14 protein-coding genes and 1 tRNA gene are annotated in these 24,095 nt (G+C 73.2%); 8 read left to right on the top strand and 7 right to left on the bottom strand.

Annotated elements, in window-relative coordinates:
- Positions 1-94 precede the first annotated feature (94 nt).
- Positions 95-178 (bottom strand) — tRNA-Leu (locus AB0J36_RS11410).
- A gap of 208 nt (positions 179-386) precedes the next feature.
- On the opposite strand from AB0J36_RS11410, the gene AB0J36_RS11405 reads away from it, so the two are divergent.
- The 5 genes from AB0J36_RS11405 (at position 387) to AB0J36_RS11385 (ending at position 10,389) form a co-directional block, all read left to right on the top strand.
- Positions 387-3,014: a tetratricopeptide repeat protein gene (locus AB0J36_RS11405; protein WP_357392380.1), complete on the top strand. Its 2,628-nt coding sequence runs from the start codon at positions 387-389 to the stop codon at positions 3,012-3,014.
- 201 nt (positions 3,015-3,215) lie between these two features.
- Complete coding sequence (locus AB0J36_RS11400; RefSeq protein WP_363660453.1) at positions 3,216-5,834, top strand: fibronectin type III domain-containing protein; 2,619 nt, start codon at positions 3,216-3,218, stop codon at positions 5,832-5,834.
- Positions 5,835-5,861: 27 nt separating this feature from the next.
- Complete coding sequence (locus tag AB0J36_RS11395) at positions 5,862-6,857, top strand: MoxR family ATPase (protein WP_357128317.1); 996 nt, start codon at positions 5,862-5,864, stop codon at positions 6,855-6,857.
- Between the two features lie 14 nt (positions 6,858-6,871).
- Positions 6,872-8,026 carry a DUF58 domain-containing protein gene (locus AB0J36_RS11390; RefSeq protein ID WP_357392379.1) on the top strand — a complete coding sequence of 385 codons (1,155 nt, stop codon included), beginning with the start codon at positions 6,872-6,874 and terminating at the stop codon, positions 8,024-8,026.
- On the top strand, positions 8,002-10,389 hold the full coding sequence (locus AB0J36_RS11385; protein ID WP_363660452.1) for a transglutaminaseTgpA domain-containing protein: 2,388 nt from the start codon (positions 8,002-8,004) through the stop codon (positions 10,387-10,389). Before AB0J36_RS11390 ends, AB0J36_RS11385 begins: the two co-directional genes overlap by 25 nt.
- Before the next feature lie 50 nt (positions 10,390-10,439).
- On the opposite strand, the gene AB0J36_RS11380 is transcribed toward AB0J36_RS11385, so the two are convergent.
- Together AB0J36_RS11380 and AB0J36_RS11375 are read right to left on the bottom strand one after the other, a co-directional pair.
- The gene (locus AB0J36_RS11380) at positions 10,440-11,246 is read right to left on the bottom strand and encodes an SDR family oxidoreductase (RefSeq protein ID WP_357128308.1); all 807 of its coding nucleotides are present in this window, start codon (positions 11,244-11,246) and stop codon (positions 10,440-10,442) included.
- Complete coding sequence (locus tag AB0J36_RS11375) at positions 11,243-12,226, bottom strand: LLM class F420-dependent oxidoreductase (RefSeq protein ID WP_357128607.1); 984 nt, start codon at positions 12,224-12,226, stop codon at positions 11,243-11,245. The genes AB0J36_RS11380 and AB0J36_RS11375 overlap by 4 nt, the downstream gene beginning before the upstream one ends.
- Before the next feature lie 153 nt (positions 12,227-12,379).
- On the opposite strand from AB0J36_RS11375, the gene AB0J36_RS11370 reads away from it, so the two are divergent.
- The gene (locus tag AB0J36_RS11370) at positions 12,380-13,600 is read left to right on the top strand and encodes a low temperature requirement protein A (RefSeq protein ID WP_357128305.1); all 1,221 of its coding nucleotides are present in this window, start codon (positions 12,380-12,382) and stop codon (positions 13,598-13,600) included.
- 89 nt (positions 13,601-13,689) lie between these two features.
- Positions 13,690-14,553 carry a DUF1028 domain-containing protein gene (locus tag AB0J36_RS11365; protein WP_357128302.1) on the top strand — a complete coding sequence of 288 codons (864 nt, stop codon included), beginning with the start codon at positions 13,690-13,692 and terminating at the stop codon, positions 14,551-14,553.
- A 21-nt stretch (positions 14,554-14,574) separates the two neighbouring features.
- Here the strand turns inward: AB0J36_RS11365 and AB0J36_RS11360 are convergent, their stop codons facing one another.
- Together AB0J36_RS11360 and AB0J36_RS11355 are read right to left on the bottom strand one after the other, a co-directional pair.
- Entirely contained in the window at positions 14,575-15,462 is an 888-nt protein-coding gene (locus tag AB0J36_RS11360) for a phosphatase PAP2 family protein (protein ID WP_357128604.1), read from the bottom strand.
- 485 nt (positions 15,463-15,947) lie between these two features.
- Positions 15,948-18,845, bottom strand: a complete 2,898-nt coding sequence (locus AB0J36_RS11355) for a glycoside hydrolase family 48 protein (RefSeq protein ID WP_357128601.1) — start codon at positions 18,843-18,845, stop codon at positions 15,948-15,950.
- Between the two features lie 851 nt (positions 18,846-19,696).
- Here AB0J36_RS11355 and AB0J36_RS11350 point away from each other — a divergent pair.
- Complete coding sequence (locus AB0J36_RS11350; protein ID WP_357128299.1) at positions 19,697-21,040, top strand: GH1 family beta-glucosidase; 1,344 nt, start codon at positions 19,697-19,699, stop codon at positions 21,038-21,040.
- Positions 21,041-21,117: 77 nt separating this feature from the next.
- Here the strand turns inward: AB0J36_RS11350 and AB0J36_RS11345 are convergent, their stop codons facing one another.
- Both AB0J36_RS11345 and AB0J36_RS11340 read right to left on the bottom strand, forming a co-directional pair.
- Entirely contained in the window at positions 21,118-21,531 is a 414-nt protein-coding gene (locus AB0J36_RS11345; RefSeq protein WP_197281421.1) for a roadblock/LC7 domain-containing protein, read from the bottom strand.
- A gap of 5 nt (positions 21,532-21,536) precedes the next feature.
- Positions 21,537-24,083, bottom strand: coding sequence for a nitrate- and nitrite sensing domain-containing protein (locus AB0J36_RS11340; RefSeq protein ID WP_357170973.1), 2,547 nt, complete (start codon positions 24,081-24,083; stop codon positions 21,537-21,539).
- Positions 24,084-24,095 lie beyond the last annotated feature (12 nt).

The raw sequence follows: 24,095 nt of genomic DNA, 5'->3' as shown, positions 1-24,095 counted from the left end.
ACCGCAGCCTCGGGTTGCACCTGACCTACGACCCGGAATCACAAACGGTGCGGGCAAATGTCGATCTTGCCACGCACCGTTGGGATTCGGTTCGTGTCCGAGGGGGGACTTGAACCCCCACGCCCTATACGGGCACTAGCACCTCAAGCTAGCGCGTCTGCCATTCCGCCACCCGGACTTGCTCGTTCAGCCTACCTTGCCGACCCAGATGATCTTGCATCCGAAGGCCGGCCCAGCGGGCCGCACGGGGAGTTACTGTACACGGCGCCCATGGATCATGCACATCACCCTCCCGCCACCGCTCACACCGCCACTGAGGGTCACCAGAGTCGGCTCGAGCGCAGGGCCGGGTAGCGTCGACGGCCCGGTGACGGCAGCATTGCCCTGTGTCCCATCCCTCTCCCCTGGCCGCCGTACAGCAACGGGCCCTCGCGCTACGCGCGGCGGGCGACCACGACGCCGCCCGGACGTTGCTCGCGGACGCCGTCGACTCCGCCCGTCCGCCGTACGGCGAGGACCATCCCGAGACGTTGCACACCGCTCACCTGTTGGCCCGCCTGCACCGCGAGGCGGACGACCCGCTCGCCGCCCGCCGGGTGCTCGAGGAGGCCTTCGCGGCGGGCGAGCGGCGCTGGGACCATTCCGAACCGACGATGCTCGCGCTCGCCTTCGAGCTGGCCGAGGTCGCCGAGGAGTTGGGTAACAGGCACGAGGCCCGCCGTAACTACACCAGGGTCGCCAGCGCCGGGCCCGCGGCGCTCGGGGAGAACCACCCAGTCGTACGCGCCGCCCGTGACTACCTCGGCGAGGGCAGCGCTGCCGTGGAGCAGACGTACGTCGGACCGCCGGCCTCCGCCACCGGCACCTCGATTGATTCCGGGGCCCGCTCGGCGCTCTCCGGCCCGACGCTGTCTCTGGCGACCCTGGCCGCGATGCGCCCGACAACGGACGGTCCGCCAGCGCCCGCGTCGCCCTGGGCGCCGCAGCCCTCCCCGACCCCTGCCGGTCCGACGCGGCCCGCGTCGGCCGTCCCCCCGGTGCCGGCCGCACCGCCGATGCCGCCCCGCCAGCGGGTCGAGCAGCAGGCGGCCACACCCCGGCCAGTGGCCGGCCCACCACCCGGGGTAGCCGCCCAGCCCACCCCACACCTGCGGCAGCAGCCTCCGTCCGCGCCGCCGCGCCAGCGCACCAACGACGGGCCGATCCGCCCGGCCTCCGGCGGGCCGCAGACACCGCCCATGACCGGACCGCCCGCCACCGCGCCGACCTCCGCCGGTCCGCACACCGGCCCCCCGCCAGCGCCGCGGTGGGATGAACCCACGATTCAGGTACGGCAGATCGAGCCCCTGCTGGCCGAGGAGGCGGCTCGGCTCGCGGCGGCAGGGCCGAGCGGCCCGGCCGTCACGGCAGCAGGTACGGCACCGTCTGGTGCGATCCCGACGACCAACGGTCCGGCGGGCACGCCCACGCACCACGCATCCGGTGCGACGCCCGCCGCACCATCGCTGCCGGTCTCCGGGCCACCCCTGCCCTCGGCGCCGGCCTCCGGACCAGCCGTACCGCCCGGCCGCCCGGTGTCCGCTCCGCCCGGGTACGACCAACCCGTCTCCGGGCCGCCCGCCCAACCCCAACCGCTGGTCGGGCCGCCCACCAATCCGGTGTCCGGACCACCCGGCCACGCCTACCCCGTCTCCGGTCCGCCGGCCCAGGCATTCCCGACGTCCGCACCGCCCTACCCCGTGTCCGGTCCCCCGGCCTCGGCATTCCCGACGTCCGCGCCGCCGCACCCCGCTTCTGGCCCACCGGCCTCAGCGTTCCCGGTATCCGGGCCGCCCGCCTTTCCCGTATCGGCACCACCTGGGCAGAGCCAGCCGGTGTCGGCGCCTCCGGTGAGCGCACCGCCGTGGGGACTGACCGCGCCGCCGTGGAGCAGCAGCGCGCCTCCGCAACCGCTGCCCGCGTCGAATGCTGACTCCCCTGGGTCGACGGACGTCCGGCCCACCCCGGCCGTTGGGGGCACACCGGGTTCACCGGGCACCGGGGACGGCCAGGCGGGCGTGCCCCAGCGGCCTGGACCGGGCGACAGCGGCACGGAAGCGCTGTCGGCCGGACCCGGTGAAGCGTCAGGTTTCGCGTCCGCGTCGACGGAGGTGTTCCCGGCCGTCGGGCCGTCGACCCCCCAGCCGGGCAGGCCCGACGCCGGAGATCTGGCTACCCCGCCCGACCGGGCACCGAACCTCGAACGGGCCCCGACGACGCCTGTCGCCCCGATCCTGAACGAGCACAGCGGACCGGGACCCGTCCCGGGTGGACATGGCGGCCCGGCGCACCTCACCGGCGGACATGGCGCCTCGGCGTCGACTCCGGTGGACGATCTGGTGCCGGGCCTGGCCGCGCCCTACGGCCCGCCGGTCACGCCCGCCTACCCGGCCGCCGAGCAGTACCGGGCCGCCGAGCAGTACCCGGCCGGCCAGCGGTACCCGGCGCAGCAGGCCCCGGCCGGCCACGAGGTGTACCCGGGGCAGTACTACCCGCAGGAGGCGTACGCGCCGTCGTACACCGATGGGACTGGCTCGACGGGCCGCAACCGGGCGACGGTGATCGGCGCGGCGGTGGCCGCCGGGGTGGCCCTGGTGGCGGTCGCGGGCCTGGGCGCGGTGGTGTTGAGCCGTGACGACGCGCCGCCGCCGTCCGGGACACCGGTGACGGTGGCACCGGCGACGACCGGTCCCCCTCCCGGCGACCTGAAGCTGAGCGACGATGCGGTGACGATCACGCTGAGCTGGACGGATCCGTCCGGGGGCACGGTGCCGTTCATGGTCGCGGGTGGGCGGGCCGGGTCGGCGCTCGGCGTGATGGCGACAGTGGAGCCGGGGCGGACCCGCCACACGGTCAACGGGCTCAGCTCCCGGGTGGACTACTGCTTCACGGTGCTGGCCGTCTACTCGACCGACAGCTTCGCCACCTCGGGTCAGGTGTGCACGGATCGTGAGCGGTCCACACCCCCGAGCTGAGCACCGCGCCGTGGAGCTGGTCATCGTCGGATTGACGATTGTGGAGCTGAGCTGGGCGTCCGCCGCCCACGCTCGGTATCCACAGGGGTGACGGTGCGGGTTCCCCCGTTCCCGGCCGGGCCATATGATGGCACCCGGCTCAGGGGAGGGGTCGCCGCGAGGCGTACGCCACCTGCCACGACTCAGGGAAGGCAGCCGGCTGTGGCCAGCATCGACGACGCCGAGCGGACCGACGCCCCCCGTTCCCGGTCCCGACTGCGAGGCGGGCTCGTGACGGTGGGCACGGTCACCGCGCTGCTGGCGGCCATGGGGCTGACCGTCCTGGGGTTGGGCGCGGCGGACAACGCGGTGGCCAACTACGACGCGAGTTCCTGGCTGTGGAGCGGGGTGCGCAGCGAGCTGGCCCGGGTCAACGGGGTGACGGCCCGGGTGGACACCCGCACCGAGATTCCGGGTGCCCGTCGGCACCCGATGCAGGTCGCTCAGACCGACCGGCTGCTGATCCTGCGGGACCTGCAGACGGGGCAGATCAGTTCACTGGACCTGGCCACGTTGCAGCTCACGGCGACCACGCCGACCACGCCCGGCCTGGGTGTGAGCGTCGCCCTGCACGAGGACGCGGCGTTCGTCGTCGACGCGGTGCAGGGCATCGTGCGGCAGCTCGACCCCCGCTCGTTGAGCCCGGTGGGTGAACCGGTGCGCTATCCGCCGGGCATCACCGGCGGCGCGTTCGACGGTACGGGCCGGCTCTGGATCGCGGTGCCCAGCGAGGGCACGGTCTCGGCGGTCACCGCCGCGAAGCTGCCGTCCGCGCCGGCCTCGGCCGCGCCGGCCGGCGGAGGGCTCAGCCCGGAGCGGGTCGAGACGTACGACGTCGCCGACCCCAGCCACGATCTGGTGGTCTCCACGCTGGACGACGGAGTGGCGGTGCTGGACCGGACGGCCGGCCGGCTGCTGCGAGTGCAGCGCGGCGAGGTGCGCCCGACGCCGTTGACGCTGCCCGGCCCCGCGGCGTTGCCGGCCCGCACGTCGGGGCCGCGGGTGCCGGTGACGGTGCCGGCCGAGCGGCGGGTGCTGGTGGTGGGGGACGTCGGTGAGGAGCGCACGTTCACGGTGCCGGGTAGCGGCGACCGGCTGAGCCCGGCGGTGGCGTGGGCCGATCGGTTCTACTGTGCCGACGAGGCCACCGGCACCATCTACTCCTTCGACGCGGGCGGCCAGTTGGTCGACACCATCAAGGGCAAGGCGACCGGACCGTTGGAGATGGAGGTCCGGGAGAACCACCTGTTCATCAACTCGCCCGACTCGGCGACGGCTCGGGTGGTGGACGACAAGCACCAGGTGCGCGAGGTCGACAAGTACGCCAATGACGTGTTGGGCGGTGACCCGCCGCCGGCGCCCCCGCCGCCGAAGAAGCCCCGGGTGAGCAAGCCGAGCGCGCCGCGCAGCGTCACGGCCGCCGCCGGCAACGCCCAGGCCCGGGTGAGTTGGCGGCCGGCCGCCGCGAACGGCGCGGAGATCATCAAGTACGTCGTGCAGGGCGCCGGTCAGCGCCTGGAGGTGGGCGCCAACCAGCGCGCGGTCGAGGTGAAGGGGTTGACCAACGGCGAGACGTACCGGTTCGCGGTGCACGCCGTGAACGCCAAGGGTGACGGCCCGCCGCGCAGCAGCAACCCGGTCACTCCGACCGCCGCGGTGCCCGATCCGCCGGCCAGCATCACGGCGCAGGAGCGGCCGGACGGCACGGTGGTGGTCAAGTGGCCGGCCGCGAACGCCCAGGGCAACAAGATCGCCAAGTACGCGGTGACGGCCACGTCGGCGGGGACGAACGCGCCGGCCGGCGAGTCGACCAAGACCGAGCTGGTGGTTCCGGCGGGTGAGCTGGAGTACGGGACGCAGTACGCGTTCACCGTCGTGGCGGTCAACGACAAGGGCGCCGGCTCGGCGGCCTCGCCGGTCAGCAACACGGTGGTGCCGTTCGCGGCGCCGGGTCGTCCGCTCGACCTGCAGGCCGGCACGGTCGCCGACCAGCCGGGCGCGGTCACGGTGCAGTGGTCGCCGGCCGAGGCGAACGGTCGACCGGTGACGAAGTACCAGGTGGACGTCGGTGGCAAGACCACCGAGGTGACCGAGACCCGCACCACCGTCACCGGTCTGGGCAACGGCCAGAACGTCACGGTGAAGGTGAAGGCGGTCAACGAGGCCGGGCCGGGCCCGGAGGCCACCGCCACGGCCCGCACGGTCGCGGCGCCCCGGGTGACGGTGACCGGCTCGTCGGCGACGGCGACGGGAGCGACCGTCACGTTCACCGTGGACGCGGGCGGCGGCAGGGCCACCTGCTCGCTGAGCACGTCGGGTGAGCCGGCGAAGGCCGGGGCGTGTTCCAGCATCACGATGTCGGGTCTGACGCCGGGCACGGCGTACACGTTCACGGTGACGGCGACCAACGCCGCCGGCAGTAGCACCGCCAAGCGGGCGCAGACCACCCAGGCGCTGTACGGGATCGCGACGTGCCGCAACGGCGCGTCCGGCCCGGAGGCGAGCTACTGCACGCGGGAGATCCCCGGCGAACGCAACGGCAACGAGATCTTCGAGGTGCCGCGGCAGGACAACGACCGGCAGGCCGGCTGGGTGCCCAACGGGCAACGCTTGCAGGCGTACTGCAAGAAGTCGGGTGAAGAGGTCTACGCGTACATCTACAACAACGACAAGCGCAGCACCTGGTGGGTGCAGGTGGACTACAAGGGGAAGAACTACATCCCCTGGGCCTGGCTCAACCTGGAAGGCGGCGACAACATCAACGTCCTGCCCACCTGCTGAACCACCAGGCGAGGAGCACCACCGACCGTGAACACCCACGAGCCGCTAACCCAACCGGAGGTCCAGGGCTTCGCCGCCCTGGCCGCCCGGCTGGCCGAGAACGTCAACGCGGTGGTGCTCGGCAAGCCGCAGGTGGTCCGGCTGGCGCTGACGGCGCTGTTCGCCCAGGGGCACGTGCTGCTGGAGGACGTGCCGGGGGTCGGTAAGACGACGCTGGCACGGGCCATCGCCGCGACGGTGCAGGGTCAGTGGCGGCGCATCCAGTTCACCCCGGACCTGCTCCCGTCGGACGTGTCCGGCGTGACGATCTTCAACCAGGCGAGCAGGGAGTTCGAGTTCCACCCGGGGCCGGTGTTCGCCAACATCGTGATCGCCGACGAGATCAACCGGGCGTCGCCGAAGACGCAGTCGGCGCTGCTGGAGGTGATGGAGGAGCACACCGTCACCGTGGACGGGGTCCGACACCCGGTGCCGGCGCCGTTCCTGGTGGTCGCCACCCAGAACCCGGTGGAGATGGACGGCACGTACCGGCTGCCCGAGGCGCAGCTCGACCGTTTCCTGGTGAAGCTGTCCGTCGGCTACCCGGACGAGGCGGTCGAGGTGGAGGTGCTGCGCGGCGCGACGGTCCGCTCCCCCGAGGCGCTCGCCCCGATCACCGATACGGCGACCGTCGGGGAGATGGTCCGGATGGCGCGTCGGGTGCACATCGCCGAGCCGCTGTACGCGTACGCGGTCCGGCTGGCCGCCGCGACCCGCACCCATCCGCAGGTACGGGTCGGGGTGAGCCCTCGGGGTGTGATCGCGTTGACGCGGGCGGCGTGCTCGTACGCGCTGATCGACGGGCGGGGCTGGATCATGCCGGAGGACCTCAAGGCGCTCGCCGAACCGGTGTTCGCGCACCGGCTGCTGCTGACGCCGGACGCGCAGGTGCGCGGGATGACCGCCGGGGAGGTGCTGCGCCAGGCCATCGCCTCGGTGCCGGTGCCGCTGCCGTCGGGGCAGCCGGCCCCGGTGCAGGGCTGACCGGCAGCAGCGCCATGGGGATCACCGCCCGAGGGGTCGGGCTGCTCGTCGCCGCCGTCGTGTTGCTGGGGACCGGTTTCCGGTTCGCGTACCCCGAGTTGACGTTGCTGGGCGCGGCGGCCGGCGCGGCCGTCGGCTACGCGGCGCTGACGGCGGCCTGGCGGCCCCGGCTGGTGGTCGCGCGCCGCGCCGACCCGGATCGGGTGGCGCGCGGCGAACCGGCGAGCATGACGTTGACGGTCCGCAACGCCGGCCGGCTGCGCTCGGCGAACCTGCTGGCCGAGGATCGGTGCGGGAGCCGCGCGGTGCCGGTGCCGCTGCTGCGCCTGCGTCCCGGTCGGGACACCGAGGTCCGCTACGACGTGCCGACCGACCGTCGTGGGGTGGTGGCGGTCGGTCCGCTGCGGGTGACCCGGCGGGACCCGTTGGGTCTGGTGGCGCTCGCCCGACCGTACGGGGAGACGGCACCGGTCTGGGTGCACCCTCGGATCCACCCGCTGTCGGCGGTGCCGACCGGTGCGGGGCGCAGCCTCGACGGTCGGGTGGACGGGGTGCCGCACGGGTCGATCACGTTCGACTCGCTGCGGGAGTACGTGGTCGGCGACGAGCTGCGGCGGGTGCACTGGCGCACGAGCGCCCGCGTCGGTGAGCTGATGGTGCGGGAGAACGTGGACACCAGCCTGCCCAGTCTGGTCGTCCTCCTGGACAACCGGTCGGCCGCGCATCCGCACCGCACGGGCGGGGTGGCGGAGTCGTTCGAGTCCGCGTGCGAGGCGGCGGCGTCGGTCGTCACCGCCGCGCACCGCGCGGACCTGCCGGTGCTGTTGCTGCTGGTCGGCCCGGAGCCGATCGAGGGCGGGCCGGCCGGGGTGGGGCCGCTGGACCGGCTCGCCGCCGCCGAACTGTCCGACTCCGACGACGCCCTGCGCGCCGTCACCACCCGGCTGCGTCAGGACCGGCTCGGCGACACGCTGATCTTCCTGACCGGCCCCGGTGGGCGGGACGGACTGGGGCACGTCGGTGCGCTGCGCGGCGCGTACCCGTCGGTGGTGGTCGGGGTGTTCGGCGCGGCGGAGCCGACGCCGGCGGGCACGGGCGGCCTGGTGGTGGTCGACGCGGTGGACGGCGCGCAGTTCGCCGCCGAGTGGGACGGGGTACGCCGGTGGTGACGGGCCTCGCGCCGCGGCGCGAGGCGCAGGAGGCGACTGCGGGCGGCCCGAGCGCGGCGGGGCGGGTGGTGCGCGCGCTGCGGGCGGCCGTCGTGCCACTGGCGCTCATCGCGCTCATCGCGCTCGCCGGGGTGGTGCTCGGCCGGGTGTACGCGGGCGACCTGCTGACCCGGCTGGTGATCGGCGCGGCGGTGGGTTCGGTGCTGGCCAGCGTGGCTGCCCGGCGGCTGCCGTCGTGGCTGGTGGCGCCGGTGTCGATGGTGGCGTTGGCCGGGTGGACACTGTGGTCGCTGCGCCTGGCCGCCGCCCGCGCCGACCTGCCGGGCAGCCTGCTCGAGGTGAGCGCGGACGCGGCGCGCAACGGCATTCCCCGCCTGCTCACCGCGATGATCCCGGTGGAGCCCACTCCGGACACGGTGCTGGTGCCGGTGGTGGCGGCCTGGCTCGCCGGTCTGGCCGGGGCGGAGGTGGCGTTGCGCACCGGCCGGGTGTTGCTCGGCTACCTGCCGGCGGCGGGGCTCTACGCGGCGGCCCTCTACGTGGTCGGCCCGAACGCCGAACCGGCGATCGGCGCGACGGTGGCGTTCGTCGCGGTCGCGGCGGTCGGGCTGGCCGTGCCGACCGGCGCGTCACCGGCCGGCGGCGACCCGGCGGCCGGTCTCGCCCCCGGGGTACGGGCGGCCGTGCGACTTCGGCTGGCGGCGTCGGCGGCGCTCGGCGTCGTCCTGGTGATCGGGCTGGTGGCGCTGCTCGGCCCGGTGGTCGCCGGTCAGGTCGACGGGCGGCCGGTCGACCCGCGCCGCTATGTGGAGCCGCCGCAGGTCGAGACGCTCGACGAGAACCCGCTGATCCGGATCTCGGGGTGGGCGCTGCACCCGGAACAGAAGCTCCTCGACGTGAGTACGTCGGGCGCCACCGCTCCGGCCGGCGACGCGGACGAGCCGAGGGCGGCCGGGGTGCGGATCCGGCTGGCGGTGCTCAGTGACTACGACGGGATCACCTGGCGGGTCGGCGCGACGTACCGCAACGCGGGGCGGATCCTGCCGGCCGGCGAGCCGGCCCGGGACAGCACGGTGCAGACCGTCCGGCAGCAGATCACCGTGGCCGAGCTGACGGGGCGGCTGCTCCCGGCCGTGGCGACGCCGCGTGAGGTCAGCGGCGCGCGGGTGGCGTACGACCCGGCGACGGGGACGCTGATCCGGCCGGAGGGGTTGACGCCGGGGCTGCGGTACGAGGTGACGTCGGTCCGGGAGCGCCCGGACAACAACCTGCTGGCGACCGCGAACGTGCCCGCCGGCGAGGAGGTGGCCCGGGTGCTGCGGGTCGCGGACGGTGTGCCGGATCCGCTGCGCCGGCTGGCGACCCAGCTCGCCGAGGAGAACGGCGCCCCGTACGCGCGGGCGGCGGCGATCGAGCAGTTCCTGGCCGAGCACTACCGGGTGGTGGCGGACGCGCCGAGCGGGCACGCGTACCCGAACCTGGCCTTCTTCCTCTTCGGCCCGCGCAACGGTGGCGGGCAGCGGGGCACGTCGGAGCAGTTCGCGGCGGCGTTCGCGGTGCTCGGCCGGCTCTCCGGGCTGCCGACGCGGGTGGTGGTCGGTTTCTCCTCGGGTGGTCAGGGGCCGGTGCGGGCGGGTGACGCGTACGCCTGGCCGGAGGTGCTGTTCGACGGGCTGGGTTGGGTGGCGTTCGACCCGTTGCCCCGCCCGGAGAACGAGCCGCGGCCGGTGGAGGAGGACTTCCGCCCCACGCCCGAGGATCCGCCGCCGTCGGAGGTGCCCGCGCCCACCGCGGAGCCGAGCGCGTCGCCGGAGCCGGTGGCCGCTGGTGACGGGCCGCCGGCGCGCGGTGGGGTGTCCAGGCCGGTGCTGGTCGCTGGCGGCAGCGGGTCGCTGCTGCTGCTGGTGGGGGCGCTGCTGCTCACCCTGCTGGCGATGCGCCGCTCGCTGAGTCGGGGCCGGTTGGTGCGGGGTGACCCCGGCCAACGGATCGCGGGCGCCTGGCGGGAGGTGACCGACGCGCTGCGGCTGGCCGGTCGGCCGGTCGGCGACGACCTGGCGGCCACCGAGGTGGCCGGACGCGCCCGGCAGGCCCTCGTCGACGCCCGTCGCACGGCTGGTTCGCCACCGGAGGTGACGACCGACCCGGCGGTGGACGAGCTGGCGACGCTGCTCAACCAGGTGGGCTTCGCCCCGGGCACCGCGACGGCCGACCAGGCGGTCCGCGCCGCCGAGGTGGCCACCGCCTACGTGACGACGTTGCGGGAGGCCCGTCCGTGGTGGCGTCGCCTGCTCTGGTCCATCCACCCCGATCCCCTCCGCCGCGCCCGCCGGCTCCGGCGCGCCCGCCGGCTCCGGCGCTGATCAAGAGGTTCGCGTCATCGGTGGACGTCTTTCTGACGCGAACCTCTTGGTCAACTCGGAGACTGTCGGGCGGTCAGACGGCGGATGAGTTTGCGCATGCCGGCCTGCCAGCCGTCGGGGTCCTCGGCGCGACGGCGGGCGTAGTCGGCGACCTCCGGGTGCGGCAGGATCAGGAACCGCTCCTCGGCGAGCCCGGCGATCGCCGCGTCGGCGACCTGGTCCGGGGTGAGCACCGCGCCGGAGGCGGTGATCACCCGGGCGCCGAGGTGCCCCTCGGCGATCCCGTCGGCGAGCATCGGGGTGTCCACCCCCTGCGGGCAGAGGGCGCTGACCCGGATGCCCCGGTCCCGGTAGGTGATGGCCAGCCACTCGGCGAAGCCCACCGAGGCGTGTTTCGTGGCGGTGTACGCGGCGTCGCCCACCGCGGTCAGCACCCCCGCCGCAGAGCAGGTGTGCAGCAGGTGACCGCCACCGCGAGCGAGCATGCCGGGCAGCACGGCACGGGCCGAGTAGACGTGGGCGAGCACGTTGACCCGCCACGCCCGGTCCCAGCCCGCGTCGTCGACCTCCACTCCCCCGCCGGTGGTGACCCCGGCGTTGGCGCAGAACAGGTCGATGCGGCCGAACCGCCGTTCGGTGTCGTCGACGAGCGCCCGTACCTGGGTCTCGTCGGTGACGTCGACGGCGACGGCGTGCGCCACCGGGCCAATGCCCTCGGCAACGGCGCGCGCGGCCTCGGCGTCCAGATCGGCGACGACCACGGCGGCGGCGCCCTCGGTGGCGAAGCGGCGCGCGAGGGCCGTTCCGATGCCACCGGCGCCTCCGGTGACGACCACGACCCGGTCGGTCAGGTTCACGCGGACGCTCCCGCCGGCTCGGCGCCGAGTTGGGCGATGAGGGTCGTCAGCGCGGCGGCACCCCCGGCGGTCACCTCCGGGGTGGGCAGCAGCGCGAGGATCGGCACGTCCACGCCGGCTTCGGCGTAGCGCCGCGCCTGGGCCCGACACCGCTCGGGTGAGCCGTGCAGCACCAGGGAGTCGACCACCTCGTCGGGCACGGCCGCGCTGGCCGCGCGGCGGTCGCCAGCCGCCCACGCCGCCCACATCGGCCCGAGCGTTTCGTCGCGGCCGAGCCAGCGGTGGAACTCGGCGTACGCCGGGACCGTCAGGTAGCTGGTGATGAGCCGGCGGCCGAGGGTACGGGCGTACGCGGCGTCCTCGGTGGGGCAGACGAAGATCCGCGCGGCGACCTCGAAGCCGGCCCGGCGCTCGCCCAGCTCGGCCAGGGTTCGCGGCACGTCGTCGGCGCTGAGCCAGTTGAGGATGACCCCGTCGGCCTCGGCGCCGGCCAGCCGGAGCATCCCCGGGCGCAGCGCGGCGAGCAGGATCGGCGGCGGCGCCGTGGGCGGGCGTTCGAGGGTGAACCGGCGCACGGTGAAGGTGTCGTAGACCTCGTCCACCGTCTCACCGCGCAGGGCGGCCCGCAGGAAACGCAGCACGTCCCGGGTACGCCGGAACGGCTCGTCGAACCGCGCCGCGTTCCAGTCCCGCACCAGCACCGGGGAGGACGCGCCGATGCCGAGCGCGAACCGGCCCGGTGCCGCCTCGGCCAGCGCCGCCGCGCTCATCGCGAGCAGCCCGGGTCCACGGGTGAAGACCGGGGTGATCGCGGTGCCCAGCCGTAGCTGCGGCTGCCACGCCGCGGCGAGGGCCAGCGGGGTGAACGCGTCGGTCCCGGCGACCTCGGACGACCACACGTCGGTGAACCCGGATCGCTCGAGGGTCGCGTAGACCCCCTGGTGCTCGGCCAGCGGAATTCCGCCCAACGGCACCGTCATGCCCCATCGATTCGTCACCGATCGATCCTGCCTGGTGACGGCGCCCCTGAGCAAGATCCCCTTAGTGGGCCTAATCGCCGGTTCGCCGCGCCCCAGCCCGCGAAGGTGTTACCACTGCGAGGTGGACCGGAGCACCGGCGCAGGCCGCTGACCATGGGTTCCAGGGCGGCAGGACACCTGGAGCCGGTCCCGGCGGCGGCCGCGCCCGGCCGGGCGACGTTCCTGGAACTCTTCTTCGACCTGGTGTACGTCTTCGCGCTCACCCGGATCTCCGCGCGGGCGTTCGAGGATCTGAGCCGGGAGCCGGCCCGCGACCACGCCGCGGCGGCGATCACCGGCAGCGGCAAGACGCTGCTGTTGCTGCTGGCGCTCTGGTCGGTCTGGCAGGGCACCGCGTGGACGACCAGCCGCTACGACCCGTACCGCGCGCCGTTGCAGATCGTCGTGTTGACCGCGCTCGTGAGCAGCATGGTGATGGGGGTGGCGGTTCCTCGGGCGTTCTCCGAGACGTCGCTCATGTTCGCCACGGCGTACGTGGTTGCGCAGGTGACCCGGCCGGTGATCCTGTCGATCGCGTTGGGGCCGCACCCGTACCGCCGGCTGAAGGTGCGCATGGCGGTCGTGTTCGCCGTCACGGGGGTGCTCTGGATCAGCGGGGCGCTGCTGGACACCAACACGCAGGTGGTGCTCTGGTCGGTGGCCCTGGCGGCCGAGTACCTGGCCGCGCGGTGCGGCTGGCCGGTGCCGGGGCTGGGCCGCTCCACGGTCTCGAAGTGGGAGATCGCCGGGGAGCACCTGGCGGAGCGGTACCAGCAGTTCTTCCTCGTGGCGCTCGGCGAGACGATCCTGGTGGCCGGTTTCGCGTACAGCAAGGGTCCGTACGGGTCGGGGCACCTGTGGGCGTTCGCGTTCGCGGTGGCCACGTCGATCATGCTGTGGCGGATCTATGTGCAACGCGCCGGGCAGATCCTGGGCGAGGCGGTGCAGATGGCCCGTCACCCCGCCAACATCGGCCGCTCGGCGGCCGACACTCACCTGATCATGGTGATCGGTCTGGCCGCGACGGCGATCGGTTACGAACTGGTGATCGAGCATCCACTCGGCCACGCCCCGGCGCCGTGGGTGGTCATGGTGCTCGGCGGACCCGCGCTGTTCCTGGCCGGCCGGGCCCGCTTCGAGTACGAGGTTTTCGGGCGGGTGTCGCCGTCCCGGTGGATCGCCATCGGAGCGCTCGCGGCGGCGGTCGTACCGCTGCTGTTCCTGCCGGGGGTGGTCGCCACCGCCACCGGGACGATCGTGCTCGGCGGCGTCGCGGTCGCGGACGCCCGTCGGGCGCGCGGCGCGCCGCCGGAGGCCGCCGCGACGCCGTTCTGAAGCACCGGTGTACGCGACCAGGTCGGTTGGGTCGAGTCTCACAGCCCCTGGCCGGCCGAGGAACCGGACACACGCCCTAGTCTCGGCGGGTGACCTTCTCCCTCGTCGCCCGCTCCGCCGACGGCCGCCGCCACGGCGTCGTCGTGGCCAGCAAGTTCCTCGCCGCCGGAGCGTTGGTGCCGGCGGCCGCGGCAGAGGTCGGCGCGCTGGCCACCCAGGCGCACGTCAACCTGGCCTATCGTCCGCAGGGGCTCGCGTTGTTGCGCACCGGGGTGCCCGCCGCCGACGTGGTGGCCGGCCTGGTCGCCGCCGACCCCGAGCGGCAGCACCGGCAGCTCGCCGTGGTGGGCGTCAGCGGGCCGGGCGCGAGCTGGACCGGGCCGGCCTGCCATCCCTGGGCGGGCGGACGCGTCGGCGACGGCTGGGCCGCGCAGGGCAACATCCTGGCCGGCCCCGAGGTGGTCGACGCGATGGGCGAGACGTGGCAGGGCGCCTCGGCGCTGCCGTTCGCCGAGCGGCTGGTCGCCGCGCTGCGGGCCGGTGACGAGGCCGGCGGGGACCGGCGCGGCCGGCAGAGCGCCGGCCTGCTGGTGGTCGAGCGCGGCGGCGGGTACGGCGGCACCAGCGACGTGGTCGTCGACCTGCGGGTGGACGACCATCCGGACCCGGTCGCCGAGCTCGGTCGGCTGCTGACCGTGCACACGATGCTGTTCAGCCGGCCCGACCCGGCGACGCTGCTCGACCTGAGTGGCGCGCTCGCCGACGAGGTGGCGGCGCTGCTCACCGCGCTGGGTCACCCGGTGGGCGACGCCGGGCCGGAGGCGGCGCTGGTCTCCTGGGCGGGGCTGGAGAATCTGGAGGAGCGCCTGGTGCCGGGGCGGATCGATCCGGTGGTGCTCACCCACCTGCGTGGCGTCGCCCCGCACGTGCCCGCGCCCCGCCAGGGCGCCTGATCACACTGGACGCTCGCCGGGTCAACCCTTCACGCGGGGTACCAGCCGGTGCACGACGGTCAGCGCCAGCGCCATGACCACCGCCATCGTCCCGGCGATGCCGGCGGCGCTGCCCGCGTACCCGGCGAACAGCGGTCGGCGGGCCAACTCCTCCGGGCCGGTCCCGCGCAGATCCACCAGCCAGGTGAGCGCCAGCCCGGAGGCGATCAGGGCGAGCACTCCGGCGACACCGAGCACGGCGGCGGCGACGCGGTGCGCGTCGCCGGGCTCGATCTGGGCCTGCTCCCGTTGGGTGATCAGCAGGAGCAGCCCGGCCAGCGCCGCCCAGACACCCACCACCAGATAGGCGGCGACCGCGTCACTGGGCCGGTGCCAACCGGCGGAGAGGGTGGCCACCCCGGCGACGGCGGCGTAGAGCGCGCCGACGAAGGCTCCGACGGCCCGCACCTTGCGGGGCAGGACGAGCATCAGCGCGACCGCCACCGACGCGGCCACCGCGGTGTGCCCGCTGGGGAGGCTGTTGCCCACCGCGGCCCGCTCCGGGTCGACGCCGAAGTCGGGCCGGCTCAGCCCGTACTTGAGTAGTTGGGTGGAGACGTTGGCCCCGGCGATGAGCAGGGTCGCGGTGACGGCCAGGGCGATCCGCCCCCGGATGAGCGCGATGAAGCCGATCATCGCGGTGGCGGCGAGCAGCGACACCACCGACATCGCGTTCAGGATCCGGTCCACCGGCCCGTCGATGCGGTCGTGACCGATCTCGTTGCCGGTGAGGGCCACCGTGTCGACCCACTGACCGATCTCGGTGTGCACGGCAACCCGCCACACGGCGAGGAAGGCGGCCGCCTGGACGAGGGCCAGTACGACCAACCAGACCGCGGTCCAACCCCGTGCCGTCGCGCGCATCCGCACACCGTAGCGGCCGGACCGGACCGGGCGGTCGGTGGCCCACCGGCTGTTGGCGGTCAGGTTGTGGCGGGGGTCAGGAGGTGGCGGTGAGCGACACACCGGAACGCGAGTCCGGCCAGGTCGAGCCCGGCCCGGCGCTCGCCGTCGGCGTCGGCGTGGCCGGCGTACGACCGCGGCGGGGTGACCGGCCGCGCTCGGGCATAAAAGTGGAGAGGCCGCCACGGGGGGAGCGGCCTCTCCGGTGACGTACGTTACTCCGTGAACGTCCTTGGTGTGATCCCGTGACAGCCGGAATTTCTGGGCTTTTTCGCGGCAGTCTTCAGTCCGGGCGGTGGGGTGGGCCGGTCGACCCGCTGCGTTGACCAGATGACCGGCCCACCCCGGCCTGACCGTGGGTGTCAGGCCGTCCGCCGGCCGGGTCCCGTCGTTCCCCCGGACCCGGCCGAACCCCGGGGTGGGCGGGGCACTCCACCCACCCCGGGTCGCTCTCAGCCGTTCGGGAAAAGGCTCCCGTAGTCGGCGTACGCCATGGCCACATCGGCCTGCGCCCAGAAGCGGTGGTAGTTGAACGTGGGCTCCGGGCCACCGTTCAGGTACGCCTGCACCTTCGGCCAGTCCGGGTCGTTCTTGTAGAACGACCGGATGTCCAGGAAGCTCTTCCCGGCGGAGATGGCGTCGCCGTTGGGCATCTTCCCGGTCCAACCCGGCGGGACGTAGAGGCCCTGACCGCTGGAGGCGTCGTAGACGTCGTCGAAGCGCTTGTAGTCGCCACGCGTCTCGGTGGTGGAGACACCCTTCGAGTCACTGGCGGCGTCCAGCGCGTCGAGCAGACCCTTGGCGGTGGTCTTCGCCGCCGCGTTGCCCGACTTGGCCGCGTACGCGATCAGGATCCGGGCGTAGGAGGCGGCGACGCCGACGTCCTGGCCCTTGCTGATCACCTCGACGTGCAGGTTGGTGTTGGGCTGCGGGCTGCTCGGGTTCCAGGTGGTCGGCTGGCCGGTCCACTTCATGTCCGACGGGATCGACCAGTTGGTGCCGAGCGTGGTGTTGGCGATCGCCCACGGCACCCACTTGTCCAGCAGCGCCTTGGCCTTCGTGTTGCCGGTCTGCAGGTACAGCTCGGCGATCCGCTGCATCGACCACGCCTGCATGCCGAACCACTGGTTCGACGGCGGGTCGTTGTAGACCGGGTCGACGTCGTAGAACATGCCGTAGAAGGTGCTGGTGCCCGCCGGCGGCTGGGCGTAGCTACCGTCCCAGCTGTTGGTCGCGCCGCCGGCGATGCCGCCCTCGGAGGACTGCAGCCAGGTGTAGAACTCCAGCTGCCGGTCGAAGCTCTTGGTCCAGTCGGAGACCGCGGTCGACGACTGCGGCTTCAGCTCCGGCGTGTTCGTCAGCGCCCAGGCCGCGAACGGGTTCTGGTAGCCGAAGTGGTTGTGGCTGGAGCCGATCCGCCAGGACCAGTTCTGGCTGGTGTCGTACGCGCCACCCCAGGCGTAGTACCAGGACAGCAGGTAGTGCGCCGAGTCCCGGCCGCTGCCGGCGGGGCAGGTGCTGGCCCCGACGCAGTTGCCGATCTTCTTGAAGTACTTGTCGAACATCGCGTACCGCAGGTAGTCGCCCATCTTGGCGGCCTTGGCCACGGTGGCGGCGACGTCGGCCTGCTTGCCCTGCGCCTTGGCCCAGGTCAGCGCCCAGTAGGCGGCCTGCACCGCACGGGCGTCGGCGTCCGGCGCGTTGGTGTACTTCCACTGCTTGGCGGGAGCGCCGGTGTCCTTGACGAACAGGTCGAGGTAGCCGTACTGACCGCCGTGCTTGAAGGTGTCACAGGACGGCTGCGGGATGGTCTCCCACACCGACTCCTGGGTGCCCCGCTGGAAGGTGTTGATGTACGCCGGCTTGGTGGTGCCGTCGCCGCAGCGGCCGAAGCCGTATGTGTTGTCGACGTCCATCAGCCAGTGCATGCCGTAGATGTCGCCGGTGCCGTAGGTGGACTGCAGCTCCGAGCGCAGCGGGTCCTGCCCGACCGAGATGTTCGGGTTCAGGGCCGACGGGTACTGGCTGGGCAGGTTGTACTCCGCGGCGTACTGCGGGGTGCCGGCGGAGCCCGCGGTGGGCTGGTCGGCGTGCGACGGGATGATGTACTTCTCCATCACCGTCCAGGCGTTGTTGAACGGCGCCCAGTTCTGGGTGACGCGGCCGTACTGGGCCTCCAGCCAGATCCAGAAGCTGAACGCCTCCGAGGTGGTCTCGTGGCCGTAGTCGGGCGCCTCGACGATCAGCGTCTCGACCGAGTGGTACGGCACGCCCTCGGGGCTGAAGTAGCCCGAGTTCTTGATCTTGCCGTACTGGTCGAGGAACTTCTTGATGTAGGCGTTGTCGCCGCCCGGGGTGTCGTTGTCGATCTCGGTGGCGGCGACCGCCAGCGAGGCGAGACCGGTGGCGGCGGCGGTGATGGTGGCGCTACCGCCGACGGTGTCGGTGTCCTCGGCCGCGGCGACCGTGACGGTGACCCCGGTGTTCCAGTTGGTGGGGGTCAGCGTGACGGTGCTCGGCGAGACCGTGATGTCGCTGTCGCCCGAGGGGGTGAGGGTGACCGGCACACTGGTCGTCGGCGCGGCGCTGAGCTTGAGGTTGAAGGTGGACGTGCCACCCTCGTTGACGCTCACCGCGGACGGCGTGGCGACCAGCGTCGGGCCGTTGGCGGCGCCGACGGTGAACGACTTCTCGGCGACCCCGATGCCGTTGGCGTTGTCGTACGCCTTGGCCTGCACGGTGTAGCTGCCGGCCGGCAGGTCCTCCTGCGTGTAGGAGTACGGCGCGGTGGTGTCGGTGTTGATGAGCAGGCCGTTGCGGTAGAACTCGACCTTGCTGATCGTCCCGTCCGGGTCACTGGCGGTCGCGGTCAGCGGCACGTCGGCAGGCGCGGTGAACGGCCCGGAGGGCAGGTTCAGCGAGACGGTCGGCGGCTGGTTGGCCGGGGTGCCGTTGCAGGGGGTGCCGTTCAGGGTGAACGAGGTGGGCTTCGGGTTGCTCCCCGTGTGGGAGCCGTTGAAGCCGATGGTGGTGGAGGCCCCGGTGCCGAGGTTGCCGTTGTACGACTCGTTGGTCGCGGTGACCTCGCTGCCGGACTGGCTGTACCGGGCCGACCAGCCCTGGGTGACCCGCTGTCCGCTGTTCGGGAAGGTCCACTTGAGCGTCCAGTTGCTGATCGGGTCGCCCAGGTTCTTGATGGTCACGTTGGCCGTGAAGCCGGTGTTCCAGTCGTTGGTCGCGTAGACCACGTCGCAGGCCGGTGCGGCCTGTGCGGCGCCAGCGGGCAGCATCACCCCGCCGACGGCGAGCGCGGCGGCGGCGAGGATCGCCACTCGACGGCGTCGTGCCAGATGTCTCATGTGCGCGGTGTCTCCTCGGACCAGGCCGGGTGGTTCCCGGCGAGGCGCCTGCCCGCAGGTGGTGGTGGTACGCGGGGGATTCGAGGCGCCCGGGAAGGTGGTAGCCCCGGGCCCGGCCGGGGTGCGGCGATGCGGCCCGCGCGGGAGGGGGTCCCGCCGGCTCGCTCGGGTGCCGTGACCGGAGGTGGTGCTCCGGCTGCCCTCGGCGGTCCCGCGCCCACGCGATCTGGCTCCTGTCGCGTTGAATCGACAGTGTGCCATGGAAGCGCTCCCACAACAAGCGCGGAGCGAGCTGGTTCACCCACTTGTTTCGATCTCGTTTTGGGTCTTTCACAAAGGCGTGACGGGCGTTACAGTCGCAACATCGGTCGATGGGAGCGCTTCCATCGACAAAGGTTCCAACTGGAAGATCGCCGGGACCGTCCTCGTGGCGGGCCCGGGGAACCATCCGAAGGCCGACGGCGGGCCAGCCCGGACGCCGCCGTCAGCCATCATCCCGCCACAGGGAGGGAGGTGGAACCAGAGCCACTCGCGTGGCCCGGCTCCCGCGCGACACGCACGGCAGGACCCAATTCCGCCCGTGTGTGTGCAGTTACGGTGGGGACGGGGGTTGCCCTCCCCCGTCCCCACACTAAACCCCCGTACACGATGGGAAAAGAGGCCGACGGGACAGGCGCGAAGCGCCGCCCGGTCGGCCTCGTTCGCTGTCCGGGGCCCTCAACCGCCTCAACCCGCCATCGTCGGCCGCCGTGACGGCCGGCTCACCGGGTCGAGCGCTTCTGGCCTATCCTGGGAGCGCTCCCGAATCTGGGCGGTGGGCCCCGTATCCACGAGGAGAATCCATGTCGATACCTACCGGGCCCGCCGGCCCGCTGCGCTTCCCCCGCCACTTCGGTTGGGGCGCGGCCACCTCTGCCTACCAGATCGAGGGCGCCGCCAAGGAGGACGGCCGCGGCGAGTCGGTCTGGGACACCTTCAGCCGCATCCCCGGTCGTACCCGCAACGGCGACACCGGCGACGTGGCCGCCGACCACTACCACCGGTACGTCGAAGACCTCGACCTGATGCGTGACCTGGGTCTGCGCAGCTACCGCTTCTCCATCTCCTGGCCCCGCATCCAGCCCGACGGCAGCGGAGCGCCCAACCAGCGTGGGCTCGACTTCTACCGTCGCCTCCTCGACGGTCTGCACGAACGCGGCATCGCCCCGATGGCGACCCTGTTCCACTGGGACCTGCCGCAGGCGTTGCAGGACGCCGGTGGCTGGGAGTCCCGCGACACCGCCCTGCGCTTCGCCGACTACGCCAACGCCGTCTTCAGCGCCCTCGGCGACCGGGTGCCGGTCTGGCTCACCATCAACGAGCCCAAGACCGTCGTACAGAACGGCTACCTCACCGGCCACCACGCGCCCGGTCGACAGGACCCGGAGGCCGCCTACCTCGTCGCCCACCACCTGCAGCTCGCGCACGGCCTCGCGGTGCGCGCGCTACGGGCCTCGGACAGCACCGCCCGGATCGGCCCCGCGCTCAACCTGCACCCCTGCTACCCCACCGACGACTCCGCCGAGGCCGCCGCCGCCGCGCACCTCTACGACGGCTACGAGAACCGCCTCTACCTCGACTCGGTGCTCAAGGGCAGCTACCCGCAGGACGTCCTGGCCGACCTCGGCCCGCAGAGCCGGATGGTCCGGGGCATCCGCGACGGCGACCTGGCGGTGATCTCGTCACCGGTCGACCTGCTGGCCGTGCAGTACTACACGCCCATCTACGTCGCCGCCGACGGCAGCACCGAACACCGCTGGCCCACCTCCGAGGCCGGCTGGCAGCAGATCTACCCCGACGGGATGTACGACATCCTGACCCGGGTCACCCGCGACTACGGCCCGATCCCGCTCACCGTGACCGAGAACGGTCTGCCCACCCCCGACACCCTGGCCGCGGACGACACCGTCGACGACAGTGGCCGGATCACCTTCCTGCGCGACCACCTGGCCGCCGCGCACCGCGCCATCGCTGACGGGGTGCCGCTGGAGAGCTTCCATGTCTGGTCGATGCTCGACAACTTCGAATGGGACGAGGGATACGAGCAGCGTTGGGGCCTGGTCTACGTGGACTACGTGACCCAACGGCGCGTGCTCAAGCGCAGCGCCCACTGGTACCGCTCCGTCATCACCGAGGGTGGCTTCTGAACGGCTCGCCCGGACGGCCGGGCCCGGACGGCTCGGCTCGGGTGAGCCGGTGACCGTCCGGGTCACGGCCGGAAGACTCAGCGGGGCAGCGCCTGCTGCAACTCCGCTCGCAGCGCCGGGGTGAGCATCTCCCCCGCCTGCTTCGCCAACCGGGCCATCTCGTAGCCCACCACGCCGATGTCGGCGTCCCCGGCCGCGAGCGTGGCCAGGATGGACCCGTCGCGCACCTGCATCACCAGGAAATAGCCCCGGCCCATCTCGACCACCGTCTGCTTGACGATGTCGCCGTCGAACATCTGCGCCGCGCCCGCCGTGATGCTCATCAGCCCGGACGTCACCGCGGCGAGCTTGTCCGCGTGGTCGCGGGGCAGGTGGTCGGAGATCGCCACCAGCAGCCCGTCGGAGGAGACCACCACCGCGTGCGCCACGCCCGGCACCCGCTCCGCGAACGCGCTCACCAGCCAGCTCAGGTCACGTGCCTCCTGGCTCAACGTCGTCACTGTCGTCGTCCTCCTTCGTCGTGCCCCCACGAGGGTGGCACCGGTATCTCGGTGGTGTCCTCGGCCTCGGCACGCCGTACCCCGCTGTAGAGCCGGGAAAGCATGCCGCCGACCGCGTCCGGGTCGAGGTCGGCGCGCCGCGGCGACGACTCCGGCTGGGCGGGGCGGGTGACCGCGGAGAGCTGCGCCATGGGTACGCGTACCGGAAGGCCCCGCTCGTTCGTGCCGGCCGTCACCGGAGTCGCGGGCGGCACGGGCTGGACCGGGGCCGCCGACGCGGTCGGCCCCTGCCGGGACCACCAGCCACCGCCGTCGCCGGCGGAAGCGGCAGCCGGAGCCAACACGTCCTCGGCGCGTACCGGCACGGGTCGGGTCTGGCGGGGCACGGCCGCGGCCGGCGGACGACCGGCCACCGGAAGGTCCAGCGGCGCGGTCGCTGTCCCGTGGACGGAGCCGGACGGGGGCACACCCGCCCCACGCTGCGCCGCGGCGCCCCGGGCCGCGTTCGACGCCAGCATCCGGGCGGACGCCGGCGGATCCAACTCGACCGCGCCGCCGGGCGCCAGCAGGGTCGCCGGCAGCACGAGCCGCGCGACGAGGCCACTGTGGCGCCCGTCGAGCTGCACACGCACACCGAGCCGGCTGGCCAGGTGACTGACCACGAACAGGCCCATCCGCTCGACCGCCGCGACGTCCGCGGCCGGCGGGCTGGCCAGCACCGCGTTCGCCTCGGCGAGCGCGGACGGGCTCATGCCCAGACCGTCGTCGACGATCTCGATGAGCGCGGTCGACGCCTCGACCCGCGCGGTCACCACGACGAAGGTGTCCGGACGGGAGAAGGCCGTGGCGTTCTCCAGCAGCTCGGCCAGCAGGTGCACCAGCTCGCCGACCGCGTGCCCGACCACGTTGACGGCACCCATCGACTCAAGCCGTACCCGCTGGTACTGCTCGATCTCGGCGGCGGCCGCCAGCAGCACGGTGCCCAGGCCCACCGGACGGTTCCACCGGCGGGTGGAGTCCGTGCCGGCCAGCACCAGCAGGCTCTCGTCGTTACGGCGCATGCGGGCGGCCAGGTGGTCGAGCTTGAAGAGGTTCTCCAACTGGTCCGGGTCGCTCTCCTCACGCTCCAGGTCGTCGAGCAGCTCCAGTTGCCGCTCCACCAGCACCTGGCTGCGGCGCGCGAGGTTGACGAACATCGCGTTGACGTTGCGGCGCATCAGCGCCTGCTCGACGGCGACCGTCACGGCGCTGCGGTGCACCGCGACGAACGCCTCGGCCAGCTCGCCGATCTCGTCGAGCGAACGGACGACCGCCGGGGACACGTCGATGGTCGGCACACCACCGGTGACGGTGCGCAGCCGGTCCAGCGCGTCGGGCAGCTCCACCTGCGCGATCCGCAGCGCCTGGCTGCGCAGCAGGCGCATCGACCGGGCGACGGAGCGACCGACCAGCAGAGAGATCAGCAGGGCGACCAGCAGCACCGCCACGACGCCGCCGACCACCAGCAGGGTGGTCCGGAGCTGGCCGCTGCTCGCGTCGTCGGCCTGGCGCACCGCGTCGTCGAGCACACTCGCCTCGACCTGCCGCAGCAGCTCCTGGCGTTGCTGGCTCGCCGACCACCACTGCTCCGAGGGCAGCACCTCCGGCGCCGCGTCGCCGACCGGAAGACTGCGCTCCTCCAGGCGGGTGGCGACCTGGAACCCCGGGTTCACCGAGGTCTCGTCGTACCGGCGGATCTGGTCGCTGGTGGCGGACACCCGGAACGCGCCGAGCGCGGTGAGCTGTTGGGCACGCAGGTCGGAGAGGATCACCCGGTCCTCGGTGCCGTACCGGCCGGCCCGGCCGGCGCCGTAGAGCTGCGCCCGGACCCGGGAGGACAGCTCCTTGACCCTGGCGATCTGGACGTAGCGCAGCACCGCGTCGCTCAGCCCCGGTCGGTCCTGGCCCGGTGTCGGCTCGGCGAGCAGGTCCAGCAGCGCGTCGACCGCCCGGTGGTAGTTGCTCAGGATGGTGTCGTTGCTGAGCACCGCCGGCGGGATGGCCGGTCGGATGTCGACGACCTGGTCGTACGCCTCGAGCACCTCGGAGTAGGCGACCCGCCAGGAGGCGTCGGCGTCGGCCAACGGCTCGGCCGCCCGCCGGAGGTCCTCGACGGCGCGGTCGGTGGCCGACTGCAACGGCCGCAGGGCGGTGGCCGCCGCCTCGCGGTCGCCACCGCGGCGCAACTCGCCCAGCTCACCCGCCGAACGGTCCCGCTCCTGCTGGAGCTGGTCGACCACGGCGGTGATCTGCCGACCGATGCCGACCTGCCGGGAGAAGTCGTTCAACGTGGCCGTCCGACCGACCAGCGCGCTGGTCTGCACGCCCGCCAGCACCAGGAACGCCATCGACGGCACCAGCAGCACGGTGGCCAGCTTGGTGCTCATCCGCCAGTCCCGCAGCCGGAACGGCGAGCGGCGTCGATGCGGGACGACCCGGACGTCGAAGCGACGCCGACGGTGGTTCGACACCGCACCGATCGACGGGTCGGGACCTGCCGCCACCCTGCCTCCTCC

Source organism: Micromonospora sp. NPDC049662 (assembly GCF_040675055.1).
In the GTDB taxonomy this organism is placed as follows: domain Bacteria; phylum Actinomycetota; class Actinomycetes; order Mycobacteriales; family Micromonosporaceae; genus Micromonospora.
Note: the sequence above shows the minus strand (reverse complement) of the source record. Positions and strands in the feature narration are given on the sequence as shown.